General features: G+C 52.0%; 16 protein-coding genes. 11 read left to right on the top strand and 5 right to left on the bottom strand.

The window, feature by feature from the left end:
• The first annotated feature begins 137 nt into the window (after positions 1 to 137).
• The 8 genes from D9741_RS10325 (at position 138) to sapF (ending at position 7,652) form a co-directional block, all read left to right on the top strand.
• Positions 138 to 302, top strand: coding sequence for a hypothetical protein (locus tag D9741_RS10325; RefSeq protein WP_130216151.1), 165 nt, complete (start codon positions 138 to 140; stop codon positions 300 to 302).
• Positions 292 to 1,677 carry a putrescine/proton symporter PuuP gene (gene puuP, locus D9741_RS10330; protein WP_000996861.1) on the top strand — a complete coding sequence of 462 codons (1,386 nt, stop codon included), beginning with the start codon at positions 292 to 294 and terminating at the stop codon, positions 1,675 to 1,677. Before D9741_RS10325 ends, puuP begins: the two co-directional genes overlap by 11 nt.
• A 134-nt stretch (positions 1,678 to 1,811) precedes the next feature.
• Positions 1,812 to 2,057 (top strand): YmjA family protein, encoded by a 246-nt coding sequence (locus tag D9741_RS10335; protein ID WP_130208809.1) that lies wholly within the window; start codon positions 1,812 to 1,814, stop codon positions 2,055 to 2,057.
• Between the two features lie 312 nt (positions 2,058 to 2,369).
• A complete protein-coding gene (gene sapA / locus D9741_RS10340) occupies positions 2,370 to 4,013 on the top strand; it encodes an ABC transporter substrate-binding protein SapA (protein WP_130208811.1) in 1,644 nt (547 codons plus the stop codon).
• Positions 4,010 to 4,975: a putrescine export ABC transporter permease SapB gene (gene sapB / locus D9741_RS10345; protein WP_064527260.1), complete on the top strand. Its 966-nt coding sequence runs from the start codon at positions 4,010 to 4,012 to the stop codon at positions 4,973 to 4,975. Before sapA ends, sapB begins: the two co-directional genes overlap by 4 nt.
• The gene (sapC, locus tag D9741_RS10350; RefSeq protein ID WP_130208813.1) at positions 4,962 to 5,852 is read left to right on the top strand and encodes a peptide ABC transporter permease SapC; all 891 of its coding nucleotides are present in this window, start codon (positions 4,962 to 4,964) and stop codon (positions 5,850 to 5,852) included. Before sapB ends, sapC begins: the two co-directional genes overlap by 14 nt.
• On the top strand, positions 5,852 to 6,844 hold the full coding sequence (gene sapD, locus D9741_RS10355; RefSeq protein WP_001128856.1) for a peptide ABC transporter ATP-binding protein SapD: 993 nt from the start codon (positions 5,852 to 5,854) through the stop codon (positions 6,842 to 6,844). Before sapC ends, sapD begins: the two co-directional genes overlap by 1 nt.
• 1 nt (position 6,845) lies before the next feature.
• The gene (gene sapF / locus D9741_RS10360) at positions 6,846 to 7,652 is read left to right on the top strand and encodes a peptide ABC transporter ATP-binding protein SapF (protein ID WP_000573415.1); all 807 of its coding nucleotides are present in this window, start codon (positions 6,846 to 6,848) and stop codon (positions 7,650 to 7,652) included.
• A gap of 52 nt (positions 7,653 to 7,704) precedes the next feature.
• On the opposite strand, the gene D9741_RS10365 is transcribed toward sapF, so the two are convergent.
• The 5 genes from D9741_RS10365 to D9741_RS10385 all read right to left on the bottom strand — a co-directional run bounded on the left by D9741_RS10365 (position 7,705) and on the right by D9741_RS10385 (position 15,197).
• The gene (locus D9741_RS10365) at positions 7,705 to 8,868 is read right to left on the bottom strand and encodes a multidrug effflux MFS transporter (protein WP_130216074.1); all 1,164 of its coding nucleotides are present in this window, start codon (positions 8,866 to 8,868) and stop codon (positions 7,705 to 7,707) included.
• 8 nt (positions 8,869 to 8,876) lie between these two features.
• Positions 8,877 to 10,250, bottom strand: a complete 1,374-nt coding sequence (locus tag D9741_RS10370; RefSeq protein WP_130216072.1) for a TolC family protein — start codon at positions 10,248 to 10,250, stop codon at positions 8,877 to 8,879.
• Between the two features lie 3 nt (positions 10,251 to 10,253).
• Positions 10,254 to 13,361 carry an efflux RND transporter permease subunit gene (locus D9741_RS10375; RefSeq protein ID WP_165383446.1) on the bottom strand — a complete coding sequence of 1,036 codons (3,108 nt, stop codon included), beginning with the start codon at positions 13,359 to 13,361 and terminating at the stop codon, positions 10,254 to 10,256.
• Positions 13,361 to 14,482: an efflux RND transporter periplasmic adaptor subunit gene (locus D9741_RS10380; protein WP_130216070.1), complete on the bottom strand. Its 1,122-nt coding sequence runs from the start codon at positions 14,480 to 14,482 to the stop codon at positions 13,361 to 13,363. Before D9741_RS10380 ends, D9741_RS10375 begins: the two co-directional genes overlap by 1 nt.
• Positions 14,483 to 14,633: 151 nt before the next feature.
• A complete protein-coding gene (locus D9741_RS10385) occupies positions 14,634 to 15,197 on the bottom strand; it encodes a TetR/AcrR family transcriptional regulator (protein ID WP_130216068.1) in 564 nt (187 codons plus the stop codon).
• 514 nt (positions 15,198 to 15,711) lie between these two features.
• Here D9741_RS10385 and fabI point away from each other — a divergent pair.
• The 3 genes from fabI to D9741_RS10405 all read left to right on the top strand — a co-directional run bounded on the left by fabI (position 15,712) and on the right by D9741_RS10405 (position 19,773).
• Positions 15,712 to 16,500, top strand: a complete 789-nt coding sequence (gene fabI / locus D9741_RS10395; RefSeq protein WP_000506490.1) for an enoyl-ACP reductase FabI — start codon at positions 15,712 to 15,714, stop codon at positions 16,498 to 16,500.
• 143 nt (positions 16,501 to 16,643) lie between these two features.
• Positions 16,644 to 17,771 carry a CMD domain-containing protein gene (locus tag D9741_RS10400; protein WP_130216064.1) on the top strand — a complete coding sequence of 376 codons (1,128 nt, stop codon included), beginning with the start codon at positions 16,644 to 16,646 and terminating at the stop codon, positions 17,769 to 17,771.
• A 67-nt stretch (positions 17,772 to 17,838) separates the two neighbouring features.
• Positions 17,839 to 19,773, top strand: coding sequence for an exoribonuclease II (locus D9741_RS10405; RefSeq protein ID WP_130216062.1), 1,935 nt, complete (start codon positions 17,839 to 17,841; stop codon positions 19,771 to 19,773).
• Positions 19,774 to 19,798 lie beyond the last annotated feature (25 nt).

Genomic DNA, 19,798 nt, shown 5'->3' on the forward strand with positions numbered 1-19,798 from the left:
GGGTTGTTTCATCGGCCTGAGCGGAGCCAGGCCTGACATTTGCTGGTAATCCAGACATTTCCCGGATGTCGCGTTATGGAGCGCAGGCGGCAACGGGCTTCCGTTAACGATTAAGACTGTGACGAGGAAATGAGATGATGCCGATGATTAAATCCCCGCATGGCGAGGGAGGCTGCGTGTGCGCCCTCCCTGCGACTGACTGGACTCCGCCCCCTTTGCTTCCCTTGCTAAAAAGGTTTGATTTCAGGTCGACACGACCTCAAACCTTATTACGCAGGGGAGGCAGCAATTATGGCTATTAATTCACCACTGAATATTGCTGCGCAACCTGGCAAAACCCGTCTGCGAAAATCACTGAAGTTGTGGCAGGTGGTGATGATGGGTCTGGCCTATCTCACGCCAATGACCGTGTTCGATACGTTTGGCATCGTTTCCGGTATTAGCGACGGTCACGTTCCGGCATCTTATTTGCTGGCGCTGGCGGGCGTGCTGTTTACCGCTATCAGCTACGGCAAACTGGTTCGCCAGTTCCCGGAGGCCGGTTCGGCCTATACCTACGCGCAAAAGTCGATTAACCCGCACGTCGGTTTTATGGTCGGCTGGTCATCGCTGCTGGATTACCTCTTTTTGCCGATGATCAACGTCTTGTTGGCGAAGATCTATCTCTCCGCCCTCTTCCCGGAAGTGCCACCGTGGGTGTGGGTGGTGACGTTCGTCGCCATCTTAACTGCCGCGAACCTGAAGAGCGTCAACCTGGTCGCCAACTTCAATACCCTGTTTGTGCTGGTGCAAATCTCCATCATGGTGGTGTTTATCTTCCTGGTGGTTCAGGGACTGCATAAAGGAGAAGGCGTTGGCACCGTCTGGTCACTTCAGCCGTTTATCAGCGAGAACGCGCACCTGATCCCGATTATTACCGGGGCGACGATCGTCTGTTTCTCGTTCCTCGGTTTCGATGCAGTGACCACACTTTCGGAAGAGACGCCAGACGCCGCACGCGTGATCCCGAAAGCCATCTTCCTGACGGCGGTCTACGGTGGCGTTATCTTTATCGCGGCGTCGTTCTTTATGCAGCTGTTCTTCCCCGATATCAGCCGCTTTAAAGACCCGGACGCCGCACTGCCTGAAATTGCGCTGTACGTCGGCGGCAAGCTGTTCCAGTCGATTTTCCTCTGCACTACGTTTGTGAACACGTTAGCGTCTGGCCTGGCATCACACGCCAGCGTGTCGCGTCTGTTGTATGTGATGGGGCGTGACAATGTGTTTCCGGAGCGCGTGTTTGGCTATGTGCATCCGAAATGGCGGACTCCGGCACTGAACGTCATTATGGTCGGAATTGTCGCGATGTCGGCGCTGTTCTTCGATTTAGTTACCGCCACAGCGTTAATTAACTTCGGCGCGTTGGTAGCGTTTACCTTTGTTAACCTGTCGGTGTTCAACCACTTCTGGCGGCGCAAAGGAATGAATAAAAGCTGGAAGGAACACTTCCACTATTTATTAATGCCGCTGGTTGGCGCGCTGACGGTGGGCGTGCTGTGGATTAACCTCGAAGCCACCTCGCTGACGCTGGGTCTGGTATGGGCTTCGTTAGGCGGCGCATATTTGTGGTATTTGATCCGCCGCTATCGCAAAGTGCCGTTGTATGAGGGTGACAGAACGCCGGTGAGCGAAACGTAATATCCAGGATGCACGGCGCATTATCCTGCCTGAGGGTAATGCGCCGCGCCATTAACTATAAAAAGATGTATGACCCGGATCACGAGTGCTATCATCCGCCCTTATGCTTAGCGCATTAACTCCAGGGGCAAACAATGAACCACGATATCCCATTAAAATATTTCGATATTGCCGATGAATACGCAACTGAATGCGCAGAACCTGTCGCAGACGCAGAACGCACACCGCTGGCCCATTACTTCCAGTTACTACTCACCCGTTTGATGAACAATGAAGAGATCAGCGAAGAAGCCCAGCATGACATGGCCGCTGAAGCGGGGATTAATCCCGCGCGCATTGATGAAATCGCAGAGTTTTTGAATCAATGGGGTAATGAATAATTATTTAATTGCAGACGCTCGGTCAGTATCGTTGCCCGGATAAAGCGTTCACGCCGCATCCGGCTAAAAATGACATGCACTGCAGCCTGCTTTAATGGGTTTCTCACGATCGTACCGCTCTGCTCTTCGCTAAGTTGTTCTGTGAGTTATAGTTATAGAGAAATCACGGGTACGAATGTTGAACAGATGGCGACGCCACCTGTTCAACGACCAACCACACGGCCCTCATTACGACCCCTGAACACAAACGGTAATGGCAAATGTCATTAAATATTAGTAAGATAGCCTCTTTACATAAAATCCCTTAATATTATGCGCCAGGTATTATCGTCTCTTTTGGTGATTGCTGGACTTGTGAGTGGTCAGGCAATAGCCGCGCCTGAATCCCCCCCGCATGCTGATATCCGCGACAGCGGTTTTGTCTATTGCGTCAGCGGGCAAGTCAACACCTTTAACCCATCCAAAGCGAGCAGTGGGTTAATTGTCGATACCCTTGCCGCCCAGTTTTATGATCGACTGCTGGATGTCGATCCGTATACCTATCGCCTGATGCCGGAACTTGCCGAAAGCTGGGAAGTGCTCGACAACGGCGCGACATATCGCTTCCACCTGCGTCGCGATGTCCCGTTTCAAAAAACCGCCTGGTTTACTCCCACTCGCAAAATGAATGCCGATGATGTGGTGTTTACCTTCCAACGGATTTTTGACCGCAATAACCCGTGGCATAACGTCAACGGCAGTAACTTCCCCTATTTCGACAGTCTGCAATTTGCCGATAACGTTAAAAGTGTCCGCAAGCTGGATAATCACACCGTTGAGTTCCGTCTCGCCCAGCCGGATGCATCCTTCTTATGGCACCTGGCGACCCACTATGCGTCGGTAATGTCTGCAGAATACGCCCAGAAATTAGAGAAAGAAGATCGCCAGGAACAACTCGACCGTCAACCGGTCGGTACCGGGCCGTATCAATTGTCGGAATACCGCGCCGGGCAATATATTCGCTTACAACGTCATGATGAGTTCTGGCGTGGCAAACCGTTGATGCCGCAGGTGGTGGTGGATTTAGGCTCCGGCGGTACCGGACGATTGTCGAAACTCCTGACCGGTGAATGCGACGTTCTGGCCTGGCCTGCCGCCAGCCAGTTATCCATTTTGCGCGACGACCCGCGTTTGCGTTTAACGCTGCGCCCGGGGATGAACGTCGCCTATCTGGCATTTAACACCGCCAAACCGCCGCTAAATAATCCAGCTGTCCGCCATGCGCTGGCACTGGCTATCAATAACCAGCGCCTGATGCAATCCATCTATTATGGTACGGCTGAAACTGCGGCCTCTATTTTACCGCGCGCCTCGTGGGCTTATGACAACGAGGCTAAAATTACTGAATACAACCCAGCGAAATCGCGCGAACAACTGAAAGCGTTGGGGCTGGAAAACTTAACGCTGAAACTGTGGGTACCGACACGATCGCAGGCATGGAACCCCAGTCCGCTGAAAACCGCCGAACTGATTCAGGCGGATATGGCGCAGGTTGGCGTGAAAGTGGTGATTGTGCCGGTAGAAGGTCGTTTTCAGGAGGCGCGATTGATGGATATGAGCCATGATCTGACGTTATCTGGTTGGGCGACGGACAGTAACGACCCGGACAGTTTCTTCCGTCCGTTACTGAGCTGCGCGGCTATTCACTCGCAAACCAACCTTGCCCACTGGTGCGATCCGAAATTCGACAGCGTGTTGCGTAATGCCCTCTCCTCGCAGCAACTGGCGGCGCGTATTGAAGCCTATGATGAAGCGCAAAGCATTCTGGCGCAGGAACTGCCCATTCTGCCGCTGGCCTCATCACTGCGCTTGCAGGCCTACCGTTACGATATTAAAGGTCTGGTACTGAGCCCGTTCGGTAACGCCTCCTTCGCGGGGGTGTATCGCGAGAAGCAAGAAGAGGTGAAAAAACCATGATTATCTTCACCTTACGTCGTATTTTGTTATTAATCGTCACCTTATTCCTGCTGACCTTTGTTGGCTTCAGTTTGAGCTATTTCACGCCACACGCGCCGTTACAAGGCGCTTCACTGTGGAATGCCTGGGTGTTCTGGTTTAATGGCCTGATCCACTGGGATTTTGGTGTTTCCAGCATTAACGGCCAGCCTATTGCCGAACAGTTAAAAGAAGTCTTTCCGGCAACGATGGAGTTGTGCATCCTCGCTTTCGGTTTTGCGCTGATTGTCGGGATCCCGGTGGGCATGATTGCCGGGATTACACGCCATAAGTGGCAGGATAACTTGATCAACGCCATCGCCTTGCTGGGCTTTTCCATCCCGGTGTTCTGGCTGGCGCTTCTGTTGACGCTGTTTTGTTCCCTCACGCTAGGTTGGCTGCCCGTTTCAGGGCGTTTCGATCTGCTCTATGAAGTGAAACCAATTACCGGCTTTGCGTTAATTGATGCCTGGCTTTCGGACTCACCGTGGCGGGACGAAATGATCATGAGCGCACTTCGCCATATGGTGCTACCGGTGATTACCCTGTCGGTTGCGCCAACAACTGAAGTGATCCGATTGATGCGTATCAGCACCATCGAAGTCTATGACCAAAACTATGTGAAAGCGGCGGCGACTCGCGGTTTGTCGCGCTTTACTATTTTGCGTCGCCACGTGCTGCATAACGCGTTACCTCCGGTTATTCCTCGCCTGGGCTTGCAGTTTTCCACCATGCTGACGCTGGCGATGATCACCGAAATGGTTTTTAGCTGGCCGGGTTTAGGGCGCTGGTTAATTAACGCCATCCGCCAGCAGGATTACGCAGCCATTTCCGCCGGAGTGATGGTGTGCGGTTCATTGGTCATTATTATTAACGTGATATCTGATATTTTGGGTGCCATGGCTAACCCTCTGAAACATAAGGAATGGTATGCCTTACGATAGCGTATACAGCGAGAAGCGCCCGCCGGGCACGCTGCGTACTGCCTGGCGCAAATTCTATGGAGACGCCGCTGCGATGGTCGGCCTGTACGGCTGCGCGGGGCTGGCGGTGCTGTGTATTTTTGGTAGCTGGTTTGCGCCTTACGGCATCGACCAGCAATTTCTTGGTTATCAATTGTTGCCGCCGTCATGGTCACGCTATGGCGAAGTCTCGTTCTTCCTTGGGACCGACGACCTGGGACGCGACGTTTTAAGCCGTTTATTGAGTGGCGCAGCACCTACCGTCGGGGGCGCATTTGTGGTGACGCTCGCCGCGACGATTTGTGGTCTGGTACTTGGCACCTTCGCCGGGGCAACGCACGGTCTGCGGTCAGCGGTGCTAAACCATATTCTGGATACTTTGCTGGCGATTCCGTCCCTGCTGTTGGCGATCATCGTAGTAGCATTTGCCGGACCGAGTTTATCGCACGCCATGTTTGCCGTCTGGTTGGCACTGCTGCCGCGTATGGTACGTTCGATTTACAGCATGGTGCATGACGAACTGGAAAAAGAGTACGTTATCGCCGCCCGTCTGGATGGCGCAACGACGCTGAATATTCTCTGGTTTGCGGTGATGCCTAACATCACCGCCGGACTGGTCACCGAGATCACTCGCGCATTGTCGATGGCAATTCTCGATATCGCCGCGCTGGGCTTTCTTGACCTCGGCGCGCAACTCCCCTCGCCTGAATGGGGCGCGATGCTTGGTGACGCGCTGGAACTGATTTATGTCGCCCCGTGGACCGTAATGCTTCCTGGCGCGGCAATTATGATTAGCGTGTTGTTGGTTAACCTCCTTGGCGATGGCGTTCGTCGTGCGATTATTGCGGGGGTGGAATAATGCCATTATTGGATATTCGTAACCTGACCATTGAATTTAAAACCGGTGATGAGTGGGTTAAAGCCGTCGACCGCGTGAGTATGACCTTAACCGAAGGCGAGATTCGCGGTCTTGTTGGCGAATCCGGCTCCGGCAAAAGTTTGATTGCGAAAGCGATTTGTGGGGTGAATAAAGATAACTGGCGTGTTACCGCTGACCGAATGCGTTTTGATGATATCGATTTGCTGCGTCTCTCCGCACGCGAACGGCGCAAACTGGTTGGACACAACGTGTCGATGATCTTTCAGGAACCGCAATCGTGTCTTGACCCTTCAGAACGTGTGGGTCGCCAGTTGATGCAGAACATCCCGGCCTGGACCTATAAAGGCCGTTGGTGGCAGCGTTTTGGCTGGCGCAAACGTCGCGCCATTGAGTTGCTACACCGCGTGGGGATTAAAGATCATAAAGATGCGATGCGCAGTTTCCCGTACGAGTTGACCGAAGGTGAATGCCAGAAAGTGATGATTGCCATCGCACTGGCGAATCAACCGCGTCTGCTGATTGCCGACGAACCGACCAACTCGATGGAGCCAACAACGCAGGCGCAAATTTTCCGCCTGTTGACGCGTCTCAACCAAAACAGCAACACCACTATTTTGCTTATCAGTCATGACTTACAAATGCTTAGCCAATGGGCGGATAAAATTAACGTGCTTTATTGTGGCCAGACAGTGGAATCCGCGCCAAGTAAGGAGCTGGTGACAATGCCGCATCATCCTTACACCCAGGCGCTGATACGCGCGATACCGGACTTTGGCAGTGCGATGCCGCATAAAAGCCGCCTCAATACCCTGCCGGGCGCAATCCCACTGCTGGAACAATTACCGATTGGTTGTCGTCTGGGACCGCGTTGCCCTTATGCACAACGAGAATGCATTGTAACGCCGCGTCTGACGGGAGCGAAAAATCATCTCTATGCCTGTCATTTCCCGCTGAACATGGAGAAAGAGTGAGATGATAGAAACTCTGCTCGAAGTGCGTAATTTAAGCAAAACGTTCCGCTACAGGACCGGCTGGTTTCGCCGTCAGACAGTCGAAGCGGTAAAACCATTGAGCTTTACGCTGCGTGAACGCCAGACACTGGCGATTATTGGTGAGAACGGTTCCGGTAAATCGACGCTGGCAAAGATGCTGGCAGGAATGATTGAGCCAACCAGCGGCGAGTTATTGATTGACGATCATCCTCTGCATTTTGGCGATTATTCCTTCCGAAGCCAGCGTATTCGCATGATATTTCAGGATCCGTCGACTTCATTGAATCCCCGTCAACGTATTTCGCAGATCCTTGATTTTCCACTGCGTTTGAACACCGACCTGGAACCGGAACAGCGCCGCAAACAGATTATTGAAACAATGCGTATGGTCGGGCTGCTGCCGGATCACGTCAGTTACTATCCGCATATGTTGGCCCCCGGGCAAAAACAGCGTCTTGGTCTGGCGCGCGCGCTGATATTGCGCCCAAAAGTGATTATTGCCGATGAAGCCCTCGCCTCGCTGGATATGTCGATGCGCTCGCAGCTAATTAACCTGATGCTGGAGCTACAAGAGAAACAGGGTATTTCTTATATTTATGTTACCCAGCATATCGGAATGATGAAGCACATCAGCGACCAGGTTTTGGTGATGCATCAGGGAGAAGTTGTCGAACGCGGTAGCACCGCGGATGTGTTGGCATCGCCGCTGCACGAACTCACCAAACGGCTAATTTCCGGCCACTTTGGCGAAGCATTGACGGCGGATGCGTGGCGTAAAGATCGTTAGTATTCGGTACCTCATTCTGACAGGGGAAATCCCCGTCAGAATGAGGTATTCATTACTTTTGATTGTCGATTCTGGTGAGAGCAACCAGCAATGCCAGCGTATAACATACCGTAATTGCCAGGCTCATTTTTAACAGTGTTTCTCCGCCAAGCCCCGACAATGGCGCGGCTATACCGCCGAAGACAAACATGCTCATCCCCATCAACGCAGACGCCGTTCCAGATTCTTGCGTCCCTACTGCACTCATAGCCTCTGCCCCGCCAACAGTGCCGATGCCGCTACAAAATGCGATGGTGAAAAATAATGCCACCAGTGCCGGAATGGGCAATTGTATCCATGCGCATAAGACTGTGAGCAATGCACACAAAATTGCCGCTATCAGGCCACCTCTCAGCAATGTCATCGCGTTAATCCGTCGCGCCAGGCGCGAGAAGATCCATGAAGCAATGATAAGCCCGATGCCGTTAAGGCCAAACACCAGGCTAAATTGCATTGGACTAAAGCCAAATTCCTTCTGCAACACGAACGACGAAGAGCCGATGTACGCAAACAAGCCTGCCAGCATAAAACTTTGAATCAGGCAAAGGCGCGTAAAACGGCGGTTCTGCACCACGCTTCGTCCGGTTAATAGCAATGATGAGCCCCTTTTATTTTCTGGCAATGTCTCATTGATAAATAACAGGCAGCCCAGCAACAGTACGGTGCTAATTTCAGCCATCACCCAGAATAAAGTGCGCCAGTCAAACGTGCTGACAATATAACCACCCAGCACTGGCGACAACACCGGTGCCAGGCCATTCACCGTCATTAACAGCGCAAAGAACTGGGTCAGCGTTACTCCCTGATATTTGTCACGAGCAATAGAACGAGAGAGCACCGAACCACCTGCCCCCGCGATCCCTTGAATAAAACGCCAGACCACCAGCCAGTAAATATTGTTCGTTGTCGCGCACAAAATGGAAGAAACAATAAATAATAGCAACGACAAGATTAACGGACGTTTACGCCCTATTTTGTCGCTCAGAGGGCCAAATAACAGTTGTCCGACGCCAAGACCGATCAGTGATGCAGTCAGCGTTAATTGCGTTATGGTCGTGGTTGCCGCCAGTTGCTCAGACATCTCCGGCAAAGCAGGCAAATAAAGATCGGTACACATCGGGCCGATACCGGCTAAAAGACCAAGAATCAACGCCCATGAAAGAGAGACTCTAGCCATACTATTCCTTACTTGAGTGATGACATGCCGCCGCCCAGCGACTGCCAGAGCGTGATTCGGTTCGTAAAATCAGTCAGTTGCAATGCCAGCAGCTCCTGCTGTGCGCTCCACAAGCTGCGCTGTGCCGTCAACACGGTCAGGTAATCACCAACACCCGCCTGATAGCGACGCAAGCCAACATCGACCGTTTGTTGTTCAGCTTTAACATACTGGCGCTGTGCATCCAGTTGCTCTTCAAGCGTGGTCCGCCGCGCCAGTGCGTTAGCGACATCTTTAAATGCGCTCTGAACGGTTTTCTCATAGGTGGCAATGAGCCCGCGCTTTTGTGCTTCTGCGTAACGAAGCTGCGCCAGATTACTACCGCCGGTGAACAGCGGTAATGTGACCGATGGCGCAAATGACCAGACCTGCATTCCGTGGCTGAACAGCGATGACAATGCGTCACTGCCAACACCAGCGCTGGCAGTCAGCGAAATCGTCGGGAAAAAGTTAGCCCGCGCGGCGCCAATATCAGCATTGGCGCTCTTCAGATTATGTTCCGCTTCCTGGATATCCGGGCGACGCAGCAGAACGTCAGATGACACTCCCGCAGGAACCAGGCTTATCATCTGTTCCGGCAGGCTTTCCAGTGTTCCCGGTAGCAGATTTTCCGCAAGCGTTGTACCTGCCAGTAAGTTCAGCGCATTTTTATCCTGCATCACTTGTGTCTGATAGCTGGCAACGCTGGCGCGCGCTTGCTGATAAACACTCATCGCCTCACTGACATCTGTCGCTGCCGCCGTGCCAACCTGTTGCTGGCGCTGGATAATTTTCAATGAGTTTTCTGCACTGGCCATCGTTTCTTTTGCCAGGGCCAGATTGCTGTTATCAGCCGCCAGGGTCAGCCAGGCAGTGCTGATTTCAGCAATCAGCGTTAAACGGGTGTTCTGGGCTGTAAATTCACTGGCAAGCCAGGTTTCCCGCGCCGCCCGAGATAAACTCTGATTACGACCAAACAGATCTAACGTAAAACTGGACACCGTGCCGTCAGCCTCGGCAGTGGTTCCCGTACCATTCGTCAGCGAACGACTGCGGGTCGAACTTAAGGCCGCATTCACCGTCGGGAATAACGACGCATTAGTTTGCCCATAGAGCGCCCGTGCGGAGTCAATATCAGCTATCGCTTTTTGCACATCGCGGTTACTGTTCAGAGCAATGGTCACCACCTGCTGCAATCGGGGATCGTGGATCACCTGCTGCCAGTCATGGCTGATTGCCTTTCCCTGGCCCTGTGCTCCCGGCAAGGTCGCCGGGATTGGGGATTCAGGCGTGCTGTAGTGAGGATCGAGCGAGACACATCCCGCACTCAACAGCACCAGAAAAATAAGAGAACGACGCAACATAACTTACTCCTGACGGCGCGGTTTACCGGCAAACAAACGTTTCACCAGTACAAAAAACAGAGGAACAAAGAAAATAGCCAGCAACGTAGCGGTCAGCGTACCGCCAATAATGCCCGTACCAATGGCGATACGGCTGTTCGCACCTGCGCCGGTCGCCATCGCCAGCGGCATTACCCCCGCAATAAACGCCAGCGAGGTCATGATGATTGGACGTAAACGAGTCTGCGCCGCGCGTAATGCCGCCCGACTCAGGGAATGGCCCTCAGCAACTGCCGCTTCAGCAAATTCAACAATCAGAATGGCGTTTTTCGACGACAAGCCGATAGTGGTTAATAGCGCCACCTGGAAGTAAACATCGTTGTTTAAATCACGCATCCAGGCCGCCAGCGCCGCGCCAAGAAGCCCCAGAGGGATCACCAGAATGACCGAGAACGGGACTGACCAGCTTTCGTACAGGGCTGCAAGACAGAGGAAAACCACCAGAATAGAAACTGCATACAGACTTAATGCCTGACCACTGGCCAGTTTCTCCTGCAATGACAAACCACTCCAGGCCCAGGTCGTTCCCGCAGGAAGACTGTTTGCCAGTTCCTCCATTTTTGTCATTGCATCGCCGGAACTAAAGCCAGTCGCGTTTTCGCCCTGAATTTCATAGGCCGCAGAACCGTTGTAGCGCACCAGTTTTTCCGGGCCATAGATCCAACGCGTAGTGGCAAAAGCAGAGAACGGTGTCATGGCGTTATCGCTACCGCGCACAAACCATTTTCCTAAATCTGACGGCGCAGAACGAAATTCACTGTCGCCCTGAATGTAGACTTTCTTCACACGACCACGGTCAATAAAGTCATTCACATAAGTACCGCCCCACGCGCTTGCCAGCGTGTCGGTGACATCACTTAAGCTCAACCCCAGCGATACGGCTTTATTGTTATCGATATCTACCTGCAATTGCGGCATTTGCGGCAGGTCATTGGCACGTACAGAAATCAGCTCAGGGCTTTGATTAGCCTGCTCAATCAACTGATTACGCATTTTAAGCAAGGTTTCGCGGTCAGTCGCACCACTTGCCATTAATTCAAACGTAAAGCCATTGCTATGCCCCAGACCATCAACTGCAGGCGGCGTCATGGCAAATACCGTAGCATCACGAATTGCCCCCAACTCTTTGGTTGCCCGTAAGGCGATAGCCTGGGCGGTATTTTCTGCCCCTTTACGTTGTGACCAGTTTTTCAACGAGACAAACGCCATCCCGGTATTCTGTCCGCTGCCGCTAAAACTGAAACCATCCACGGTAAAGATGACATCGGTATTCGCTTTCTCGTTAATCAGGAACCAGTCAACAATCTGGCGATTCACTTCTGCTGTACGAGCCGCGGTCGCCCCAGCTGGCAGCGTGTACTGCACCATGATTTCACCCTGGTCTTCAGTGGGTAAGAAACTGCCCGGCAGTTTCCACATCATCAGGGCCATTCCGCCACCCAGCACGATATAAACACCCATCGTTCGGGCAGCACGGCGCAGGACATAAATTACGCCTCGCTGATATTTATCTTCAGTACGGCGGTAAAAGCGGTTAAATGCGCCGAAAAAGCCTTTTTTATGCGGCGGAACATGCTGGAGGACGGAACCGCACAGCGCGGGAGTCAAGGTCAATGCCACCACCACGGAAAGCAGCATTGCGGAGATAATGGTTATCGAAAACTGACGATAAATTACTCCCGTAGATCCCCCAAAGAAGGCCATCGGCAGGAATACGGCTGACAACACCAGCGCAATAGCAACCAGTGCGCCAGAAATCTCGCCCATTGATTTTTCCGTGGCTTCACGCGCGGGCAACCCTTCGTCACGCATAATGCGTTCGACGTTCTCCACCACCACAATGGCATCGTCCACCAACAAGCCGATCGCCAGCACCATTGCAAACAACGTCAGGGTATTAATTGAATAGCCAAACAACGCAAGAACGCCGAATGTGCCCAGCAAAACGACGGGGACAGCTAACGCCGGAATCAGCGTGGCGCGCAGGTTTTGCAGGAATAAATACATCACGCAAACCACCAGTACGATGGCTTCAAACAGTGTCTGAATTACGTCCTCTACGGAGATTTTAATGAATTCAGTGCTGTCTTTCGGGTATGCGATGTCGTATCCCTGCGGCATGTTCCGCTGAAATTCGGCAATCTTATCCTTGACCAGCGTCGCCGTATTCAGCGCATTCGCGCCGGGCGAAAGCATTACAGCAACCCCGGCAGACGGGTGACCGTTAAGTTTGCCGATCGCGGTATAATCTTCACTGCCCATCTCAACGCGAGCCACATCTTTTATGCGAACAACTGCGCCGTCTGACTGGCTTTTCACGATAATATTTTTGAACTGATCCACCGTCTGCAAACGAGACTGCGCACGTACTGTCGCCGTCAGTTGCTGAGTATTCGGCGAGGGCAAAGCCCCTATTTTCCCGGCAGTAACCTGCACGTTTTGCGCTTCAATAGCACTTTGCACGTCTGAAGGCATCAGCGAGTAAGACGCCAGTTTGGCCGGGTCGAGCCAGATGCGCATTGCGTATTCTGCGCCAAAGACTTGCAGACTCCCCACACCTTCAACGCGCGCCAGCGGGTCCTGAACGTTACTGACCAACCAGTCGGCGATATCCGAACTGGAGGCTTTGTCAGTGGTGTCATACACGGCAGCAATCAGCAAAAAGTTGCTTTGTGATTTTTCCACTGTGACGCCGGTTTGCTGCACTTCGCTTGGTAAGCGCGACTCCGCCTGCTGAATTTTATTCTGCACCTGAACCTGTGCAGTGTCGGGATCGGTACCTTGTTCAAAGGTCACATTAATACTGACCGAACCATCAGAGCTGCTGGTTGAGCTGAAATAGAGCAAATTATCCAGCCCGGTGAGTTGCTGTTCGATAACCTGGGTCACGCTGTTCTCCAGCGTTTCGGCTGAAGCACCGGTATAAGTGGCTGATATTTTAATGGTCGGCGGCGCAACGTCAGGATATTGCGCGACGGGTAATGTGCGAATGGCCAGAATACCCGCCAACATAATCAAAATGGCGATAACCCAGGCAAAGACCGGACGGCGAACAAAAAAGCGCGAAAACATCAGGCGTTGCCTCCATTAGCCTGAACTTCAACAGCCTTGACGGTCTGCCCTGAAGTGACTTTGGCGGAACCTTCAACAATCAGTCGGTCGCCGTTATGCAGGCCGTTCAGCACCAGCCATTTATCACCATACGTTTCTCCCGTTTCGAGCGTTCGCTGCTCTACTTTATTGTCTTTATTCACCACCAGCGCAGTTGCATTGCCTTTAGCATCGCGCGTGACGCCCTGTTGAGGCGCGAGAATAGCGTCTTCCATCACGCCTTCATCGACACGAGCTCGAACAAACATGCCTGGTAATAACTGTTGTTGTGGATTGCGGAAAATCGCCCGTAATGTCACCGAGCCGGTAGACTCATCCACAGCGACTTCGGTGAGTTCCAGACGCCCTTTTTCGCTGTAGGTTGTGCCATCTTCCAGAATAAGTGAGACGCTCATGGTGTCACTGTTGGTCGCCAGTGACTGTTTGCGCAGACGTAATAAATCGGCACTGGAGCGAGTGAGGTCGACATACATTGTATCCAGACCACGAATAGTCGTTAACGCTGTATCCTGCGATGCGGTCACCAGTGCGCCAGGGGTCACCGACGAAATGCCAATACGCCCAGAAATCGGCGCGGTTACCGTGGTCCAGTCAAGATTAATGCGCGCGGTTTCCAGTGCGGCTTTTTTCGCTTCAACACTGGCTTTATCTTGTGCACAGGTAGACTGAGCATCATCAGCATCCTGTTGTGACACACCGTTATCTTTCACCAGTCGGGCATAACGCTGCGCTTTCTGGCAATCGGCTTTTACCAGTGCCTGTGCCTGTTGTAATGCTGCCTGGGCTTCATTCCATGCCGCCCGATAACTGGCCGCATCAATTTGGTACAATGGTTGTCCGGCCTTAACTAAATCGCCTTCAGTAAATAGGCGTTTCTGGATAATTCCCCCAACCTGCGGACGTACTTCAGCACTGAGTGCCGCACTGGTGCGTCCGGTTAATTCACTGACTACCGAAACCGGTTGAGATTTGAGCGTAACAACGCCCACTTCTGTTTCCGACGGGGATGAATTGTTATTTTGCGTATTATCACAACCAGATAAGAGTAGCATTGCCACTACAGACGTTGCTATATACTTCATTATTTTCTCCAGGGTGAACAATACCCTCCCCATTAAAATTAATGAGGATATGTCAGGGATATTCAGATATAACGAACCCGCATCGCGAAATGAATTTCGCAATGAAATAAGGGGGATTAATATCCCCCACTATCGGTTAATTCTTTTCTTATTAATTTATCAACATACTAACAATGTCCTGATATATTTTTTGCAGACGTTGGGGATCGCTTTTTTGCGGTGTTAAGCGACGATAAACCGTACCTTCCATCATGGTGGCAAGCACTTCAACGCAGCAACGAATGTGCTCATCGCTAAGATGGGGATGCATTCTTTTCATATGTGCACAACCGTTAGCGAACATTCTGGCGTCAGCTTCCTCGAGCATCGCCATCACCCGTGGGTTGCGTGTGGCTTCTGCAGCCACTTCCAGCATCAACGCGTCGTCGTCCTCATTTAAGGATTTCCGCAAAGCAAGAACTTCCGGGAAGTGATCGGTACGCGCGTCAATGTCCATCTGGGCAATACGAAAGTCGATGATACGGCGAACCATCTCTTCAATAATGGCGTCTTTATTGGCGAAGTAACGATATATCTGACCCACGCTAAGTTGAGCTTCGCTGGCAATTTGCGACATACTGGCGGCATGAAACCCGTGGCGACGAAAACACCGACGGGCGGCGTTGATGATTTCATCCTGACGCTGTTTGTGACGTATCTCCAGCTTGCTGGTCATTTCTGTCTCCTGTCCTTCCACTTAGTGAGAACGATCATTCTCATTTTTGCCAATTATACATTTCTCCAAAGTGAGGGAAAGTATTTTTATCTTATTCATGGTGTATATTCTGATAATGAAGAGATTGTGGAGATTCTGTGAAGATAGTTGACAATATTAAATTGGAGGCTATTTGTCAGAGATAAGACAGCGACTGATTGGCGCCAGATTATTAATCGCCGATGACACAACAAACGCCGGACCTGATAAATCCGCGTCTGTTTTATCATCAAACTTACCGGAAGTAATACGAATAGTTTTAAAGCCAGACGCTATAAGATATTTCCACAATCGGCCCCTTGCAGGCGTCGCAAAATGCTCTGGACTGCTGATTCTCTCCGGTACAGAAAGCGCAACTATAGCCACCCACAGCCAGGTTGATTATAATAACCGTTTATCTGTTCGTACTGTTTACTAAAACGACGAATCGCCTGATTTTCAGGCACAACAAGCATCAACAATAAGGATTAAAGCTATGGGTTTTCTTTCCGGTAAGCGCATTCTGGTAACCGGTGTTGCCAGCAAACTGTCCATCGCCTACGGTATCGCTCAGGCGATGCACCGCGAAGGAGCTGAACTGGCATTCACCTACCAGAACGACAAACTGAAAGGCCGCGTAGAAGAATTTGCCGCTCAATTAGGTTCTGACATCGTTCTGCAGTGCGATGTTGCCGAAGATGCCAGCATCGACACCATGTTCGCTGAACTGGGTAAAGTTTGGCCGAAATTTGACGGTTTCGTACACTCTATTGGTTTTGCACCTGGCGATCAGCTGGATGGCGACTATGTTAACGCCGTAACGCGTGAAGGCTTCAAAATTGCCCACGACATTAGCTCCTACAGCTTCGTTGCAATGGCAAAAGCTTGCCGCTCCATGCTGAATCCGGGCTCTGCTCTGCTGACCCTTTCCTACCTGGGCGCTGAGCGCGCTATCCCGAACTACAACGTTATGGGTCTGGCAAAAGCGTCTCTGGAAGCTAACGTGCGCTATATGGCTAACGCGATGGGGCCGGAAGGTGTGCGTGTTAACGCCATTTCCGCAGGTCCGATCCGTACGCTGGCCGCTTCCGGCATCAAAGACTTCCGTAAAATGCTGGCACACTGCGAAGCCGTTACGCCGATTCGTCGTACCGTTACCATCGAAGATGTGGGTAACTCCGCAGCGTTCCTGTGCTCCGATCTCTCTGCCGGTATCTCCGGTGAAGTGGTCCACGTTGACGGCGGTTTCAGCATCGCTGCAATGAACGAACTGGAACTGAAATAATCGTTCTGTTGGTCAAGATGGGCGGCGTTCTGCCGCCCATTTTCTCTGTTATACCTTTCTGATATTTGTTATCGCCGATCCGTCTTTCTCCCCTTCCCGCCTTGCGTCAGGATAACGATTTCCGTTATGACCAAGGAGCGCCCATGGAACAACGCCATAGTTCAGGCAAAAGCCACTGGTATCATGAAATCCAATCCAGCACTTCAGAGCATAACGTTCTGCCACTTGTACCCGAAGCCGCAAAGGTCAACGACCCTTTTTTGCTCGACGTGATTCTTGAGGAACAAACGCTGGCCCCTTTTCAGTCATGGCTGGCACCCGCACGTGCACTCGCCGGAGCGTTGTTCCCGGATCAGCTGGCCGTGACCCGCTTGCAGACATTCACCGCTTATGAACGCCTGTCTACAGCCCTGACTGTTGCCCAGGTCTGCGGCGTCCAGCGGTTGTGCAACTACTATTCCGCGCGCCTGACACCACTTCCCGGACCGGATTCTTCTAGGGAAAGTAATCATCGGCTGGCGCAAATCACACAATATGCCCGCCAACTGGCCTTCTCTCCATCTATTATCGACGGTCGGTCCCGTGAGCATCTTAAAGATGTCGGCCTTACCGCCTGGGACTGTGTGTTCATTAACCAAATTATTGGCTTTGTCGGTTTTCAGGCGCGAGTGATTGCCACATTGCAGGCTTATCTCGAGCAACCCGTTCGTTGGCTACCCGGTCTGGAGATGCAAAACTACGCCGATGCATCACTGTTTGCGAATGAATCAACTCGCTGGCGTACCTGCTACGCCGTAGAAAAATTACCTGAAGATGCAGTGAATAGTTCGTCGGTTGAACTCAGCCAACTGACCGAAATACTCAATCTTCACCCCGCTCTACTTTCACGCCTTGAGGAGCTATTCGCCAGCACATTGGTTAGCGCCAAAACCAACCATCAACTTGCGACGTTGTTAACCGCGCGGATTAATGGCAGCGCCGCTTGCTTCGCCAGCCAAACATATTCAACAGCAGAATATAAAGAGGCAATCCTCATTCTACGTCAGGGCGAAAATGAAATTAATCGGTGGGCTGACAGCCATTGTGTTGAGCGCGCTACCGTTCAGGCGATACAATGGCTGACCCGAGCACCCGATCGCTTTAGCGCCGCCCAGTTCAGCCCATTACTCGAACACGAAATATCATCAACGCAGGTTATTAATTTGTTGGTATGGAGCGGGCTTTGTGGCTGGATCAATCGCTTAAAAATCGCGTTGGGTGAAGCATATTAACCTTGCTGCGTCAGACAGAATCGCGTAAAACTGTCAGCCGCTCTAATGGCCACCAAAATAGACAATTATGTTTCAGGACAACCCGCTGCTAGCGCAGCTTAAACAGCAACTGCATTCCCAGACGCCCCGCGCTGAAGGGGTGGTAAAAGCCACTGAAAAAGGCTTTGGCTTCCTGGAAGTCGATGCACAGAAAAGTTATTTCATTCCGCCGCCGCAAATGAAAAAAGTGATGCATGGCGACAGAATTATCGCAGTCATCCACAGCGAAAAAGATCGTGAATCTGCCGAACCAGAAGAACTGGTTGAACCTTTTCTAACCCGCTTCGTGGGTAAAGTTCAGGGCAAGAATGACCGTCTGGCCATTGTCCCTGATCATCCATTATTGAAAGATGCCATTCCTTGCCGCGCAGCCCGTGGCCTGACACATGAATTCAAAGAAGGCGACTGGGCAGTTGCCGAAATGCGCCGTCATCCATTGAAAGGCGATCGTTCTTTCTATGCAGAACTCACGCAGTACATCACTTTTGGCGACGATCACTTCGTGCCGTGGTGGGTAACTCTGGCGCGTCATAACCTGGAAAAAGAAGCGCCGAACGGCGTTGCTACTGAAATGCTCGACGAAGGTCTGGTGCGCGAAGATCTGACTGCACTGGATTTTGTCACCATCGATAGCGCCAGCACGGAAGATATGGATGACGCCCTCTTCGCGAAGGCGCTCCCGGATGACAAACTGCAACTGATCGTGGCGATTGCCGATCCAACCGCGTGGATTGCAGAAGGTAGTAAACTGGACAAAGCGGCAAAAGTTCGTGCATTCACCAACTATCTGCCAGGTTTCAACATCCCAATGCTGCCGCGTGAGCTTTCCGACGATCTCTGCTCACTGCGCGCCAATGAAGTTCGCCCGGTACTGGCGTGTCGGATGACGCTCTCCGCAGATGGCACCATTGAAGACAATATCGAGTTCTTTGCCGCAACCATCGAGTCCAAAGCGAAACTGGTTTATGACCAGGTTTCCGACTGGCTGGAAAACACCGGCGACTGGCAGCCAGAAAATGAGGCAATTGCCGAGCAAATTCGCCTCCTGGCGCAAATTTGTCAGCGTCGCGGTGAGTGGCGCCATAACCATGCACTGGTGTTTAAAGATCGCCCGGATTACCGTTTTATTCTCGGTGAAAAAGGTGAAGTGCTGGATATCGTCGCCGAGCCTCGTCGCATTGCCAACCGTATTGTCGAAGAAGCGATGATCGCCGCTAACATTTGTGCGGCCCGCGTACTGCGCGATAAGCTCGGTTTTGGCATCTATAACGTGCATATGGGCTTTGATCCGGCAAATGCTGAAGCGCTGGCAGCATTGCTAAAAACGCACGGTCTGCATGTCGATGCTGAAGAAGTGCTCACGCTGGATGGTTTCTGCAAGCTGCGTCGCGAACTGGATGCGCAACCGACCGGTTTCCTCGACAGCCGTATTCGTCGTTTCCAGTCCTTTGCCGAAATCAGCATTGAACCAGGCCCTCACTTTGGCCTCGGCCTGGAAGCGTATGCCACCTGGACCTCACCAATCCGTAAGTATGGCGACATGATCAACCATCGTCTGCTGAAAGCGGTCATCAAAGGCGAAACGGCGACGCGTCCGCAGGATGAAATCACCGTCCAAATGGCAGAGCGTCGTCGTCTCAACCGGATGGCGGAACGTGATGTCGGTGATTGGTTATACGCACGCTTCCTGAAAGACAAAGCCGGGACCGACACCCGTTTTGCGGCGGAAATTGTCGATATCAGCCGTGGCGGCATGCGTGTGCGTCTGGTTGATAATGGCGCTATCGCTTTTATTCCTGCGCCTTTCTTACACGCTGTGCGTGATGAACTGGTTTGCAGTCAGGAAAATGGCACCGTGCAAATTAAAGGTGAAACGGTTTACAAGGTAACCGATGTTATCGACGTCACTATTGCCGAAGTTCGTATGGAAACTCGCAGCATTATTGCTCGTCCGGTAGCGTAATATTCTTTTGCGGCCCATTCATTAC

The sequence above is a fragment of the Escherichia sp. E14V7 genome (assembly GCF_004212225.1).
Classification (GTDB): Bacteria; Pseudomonadota; Gammaproteobacteria; order Enterobacterales; family Enterobacteriaceae; genus Escherichia.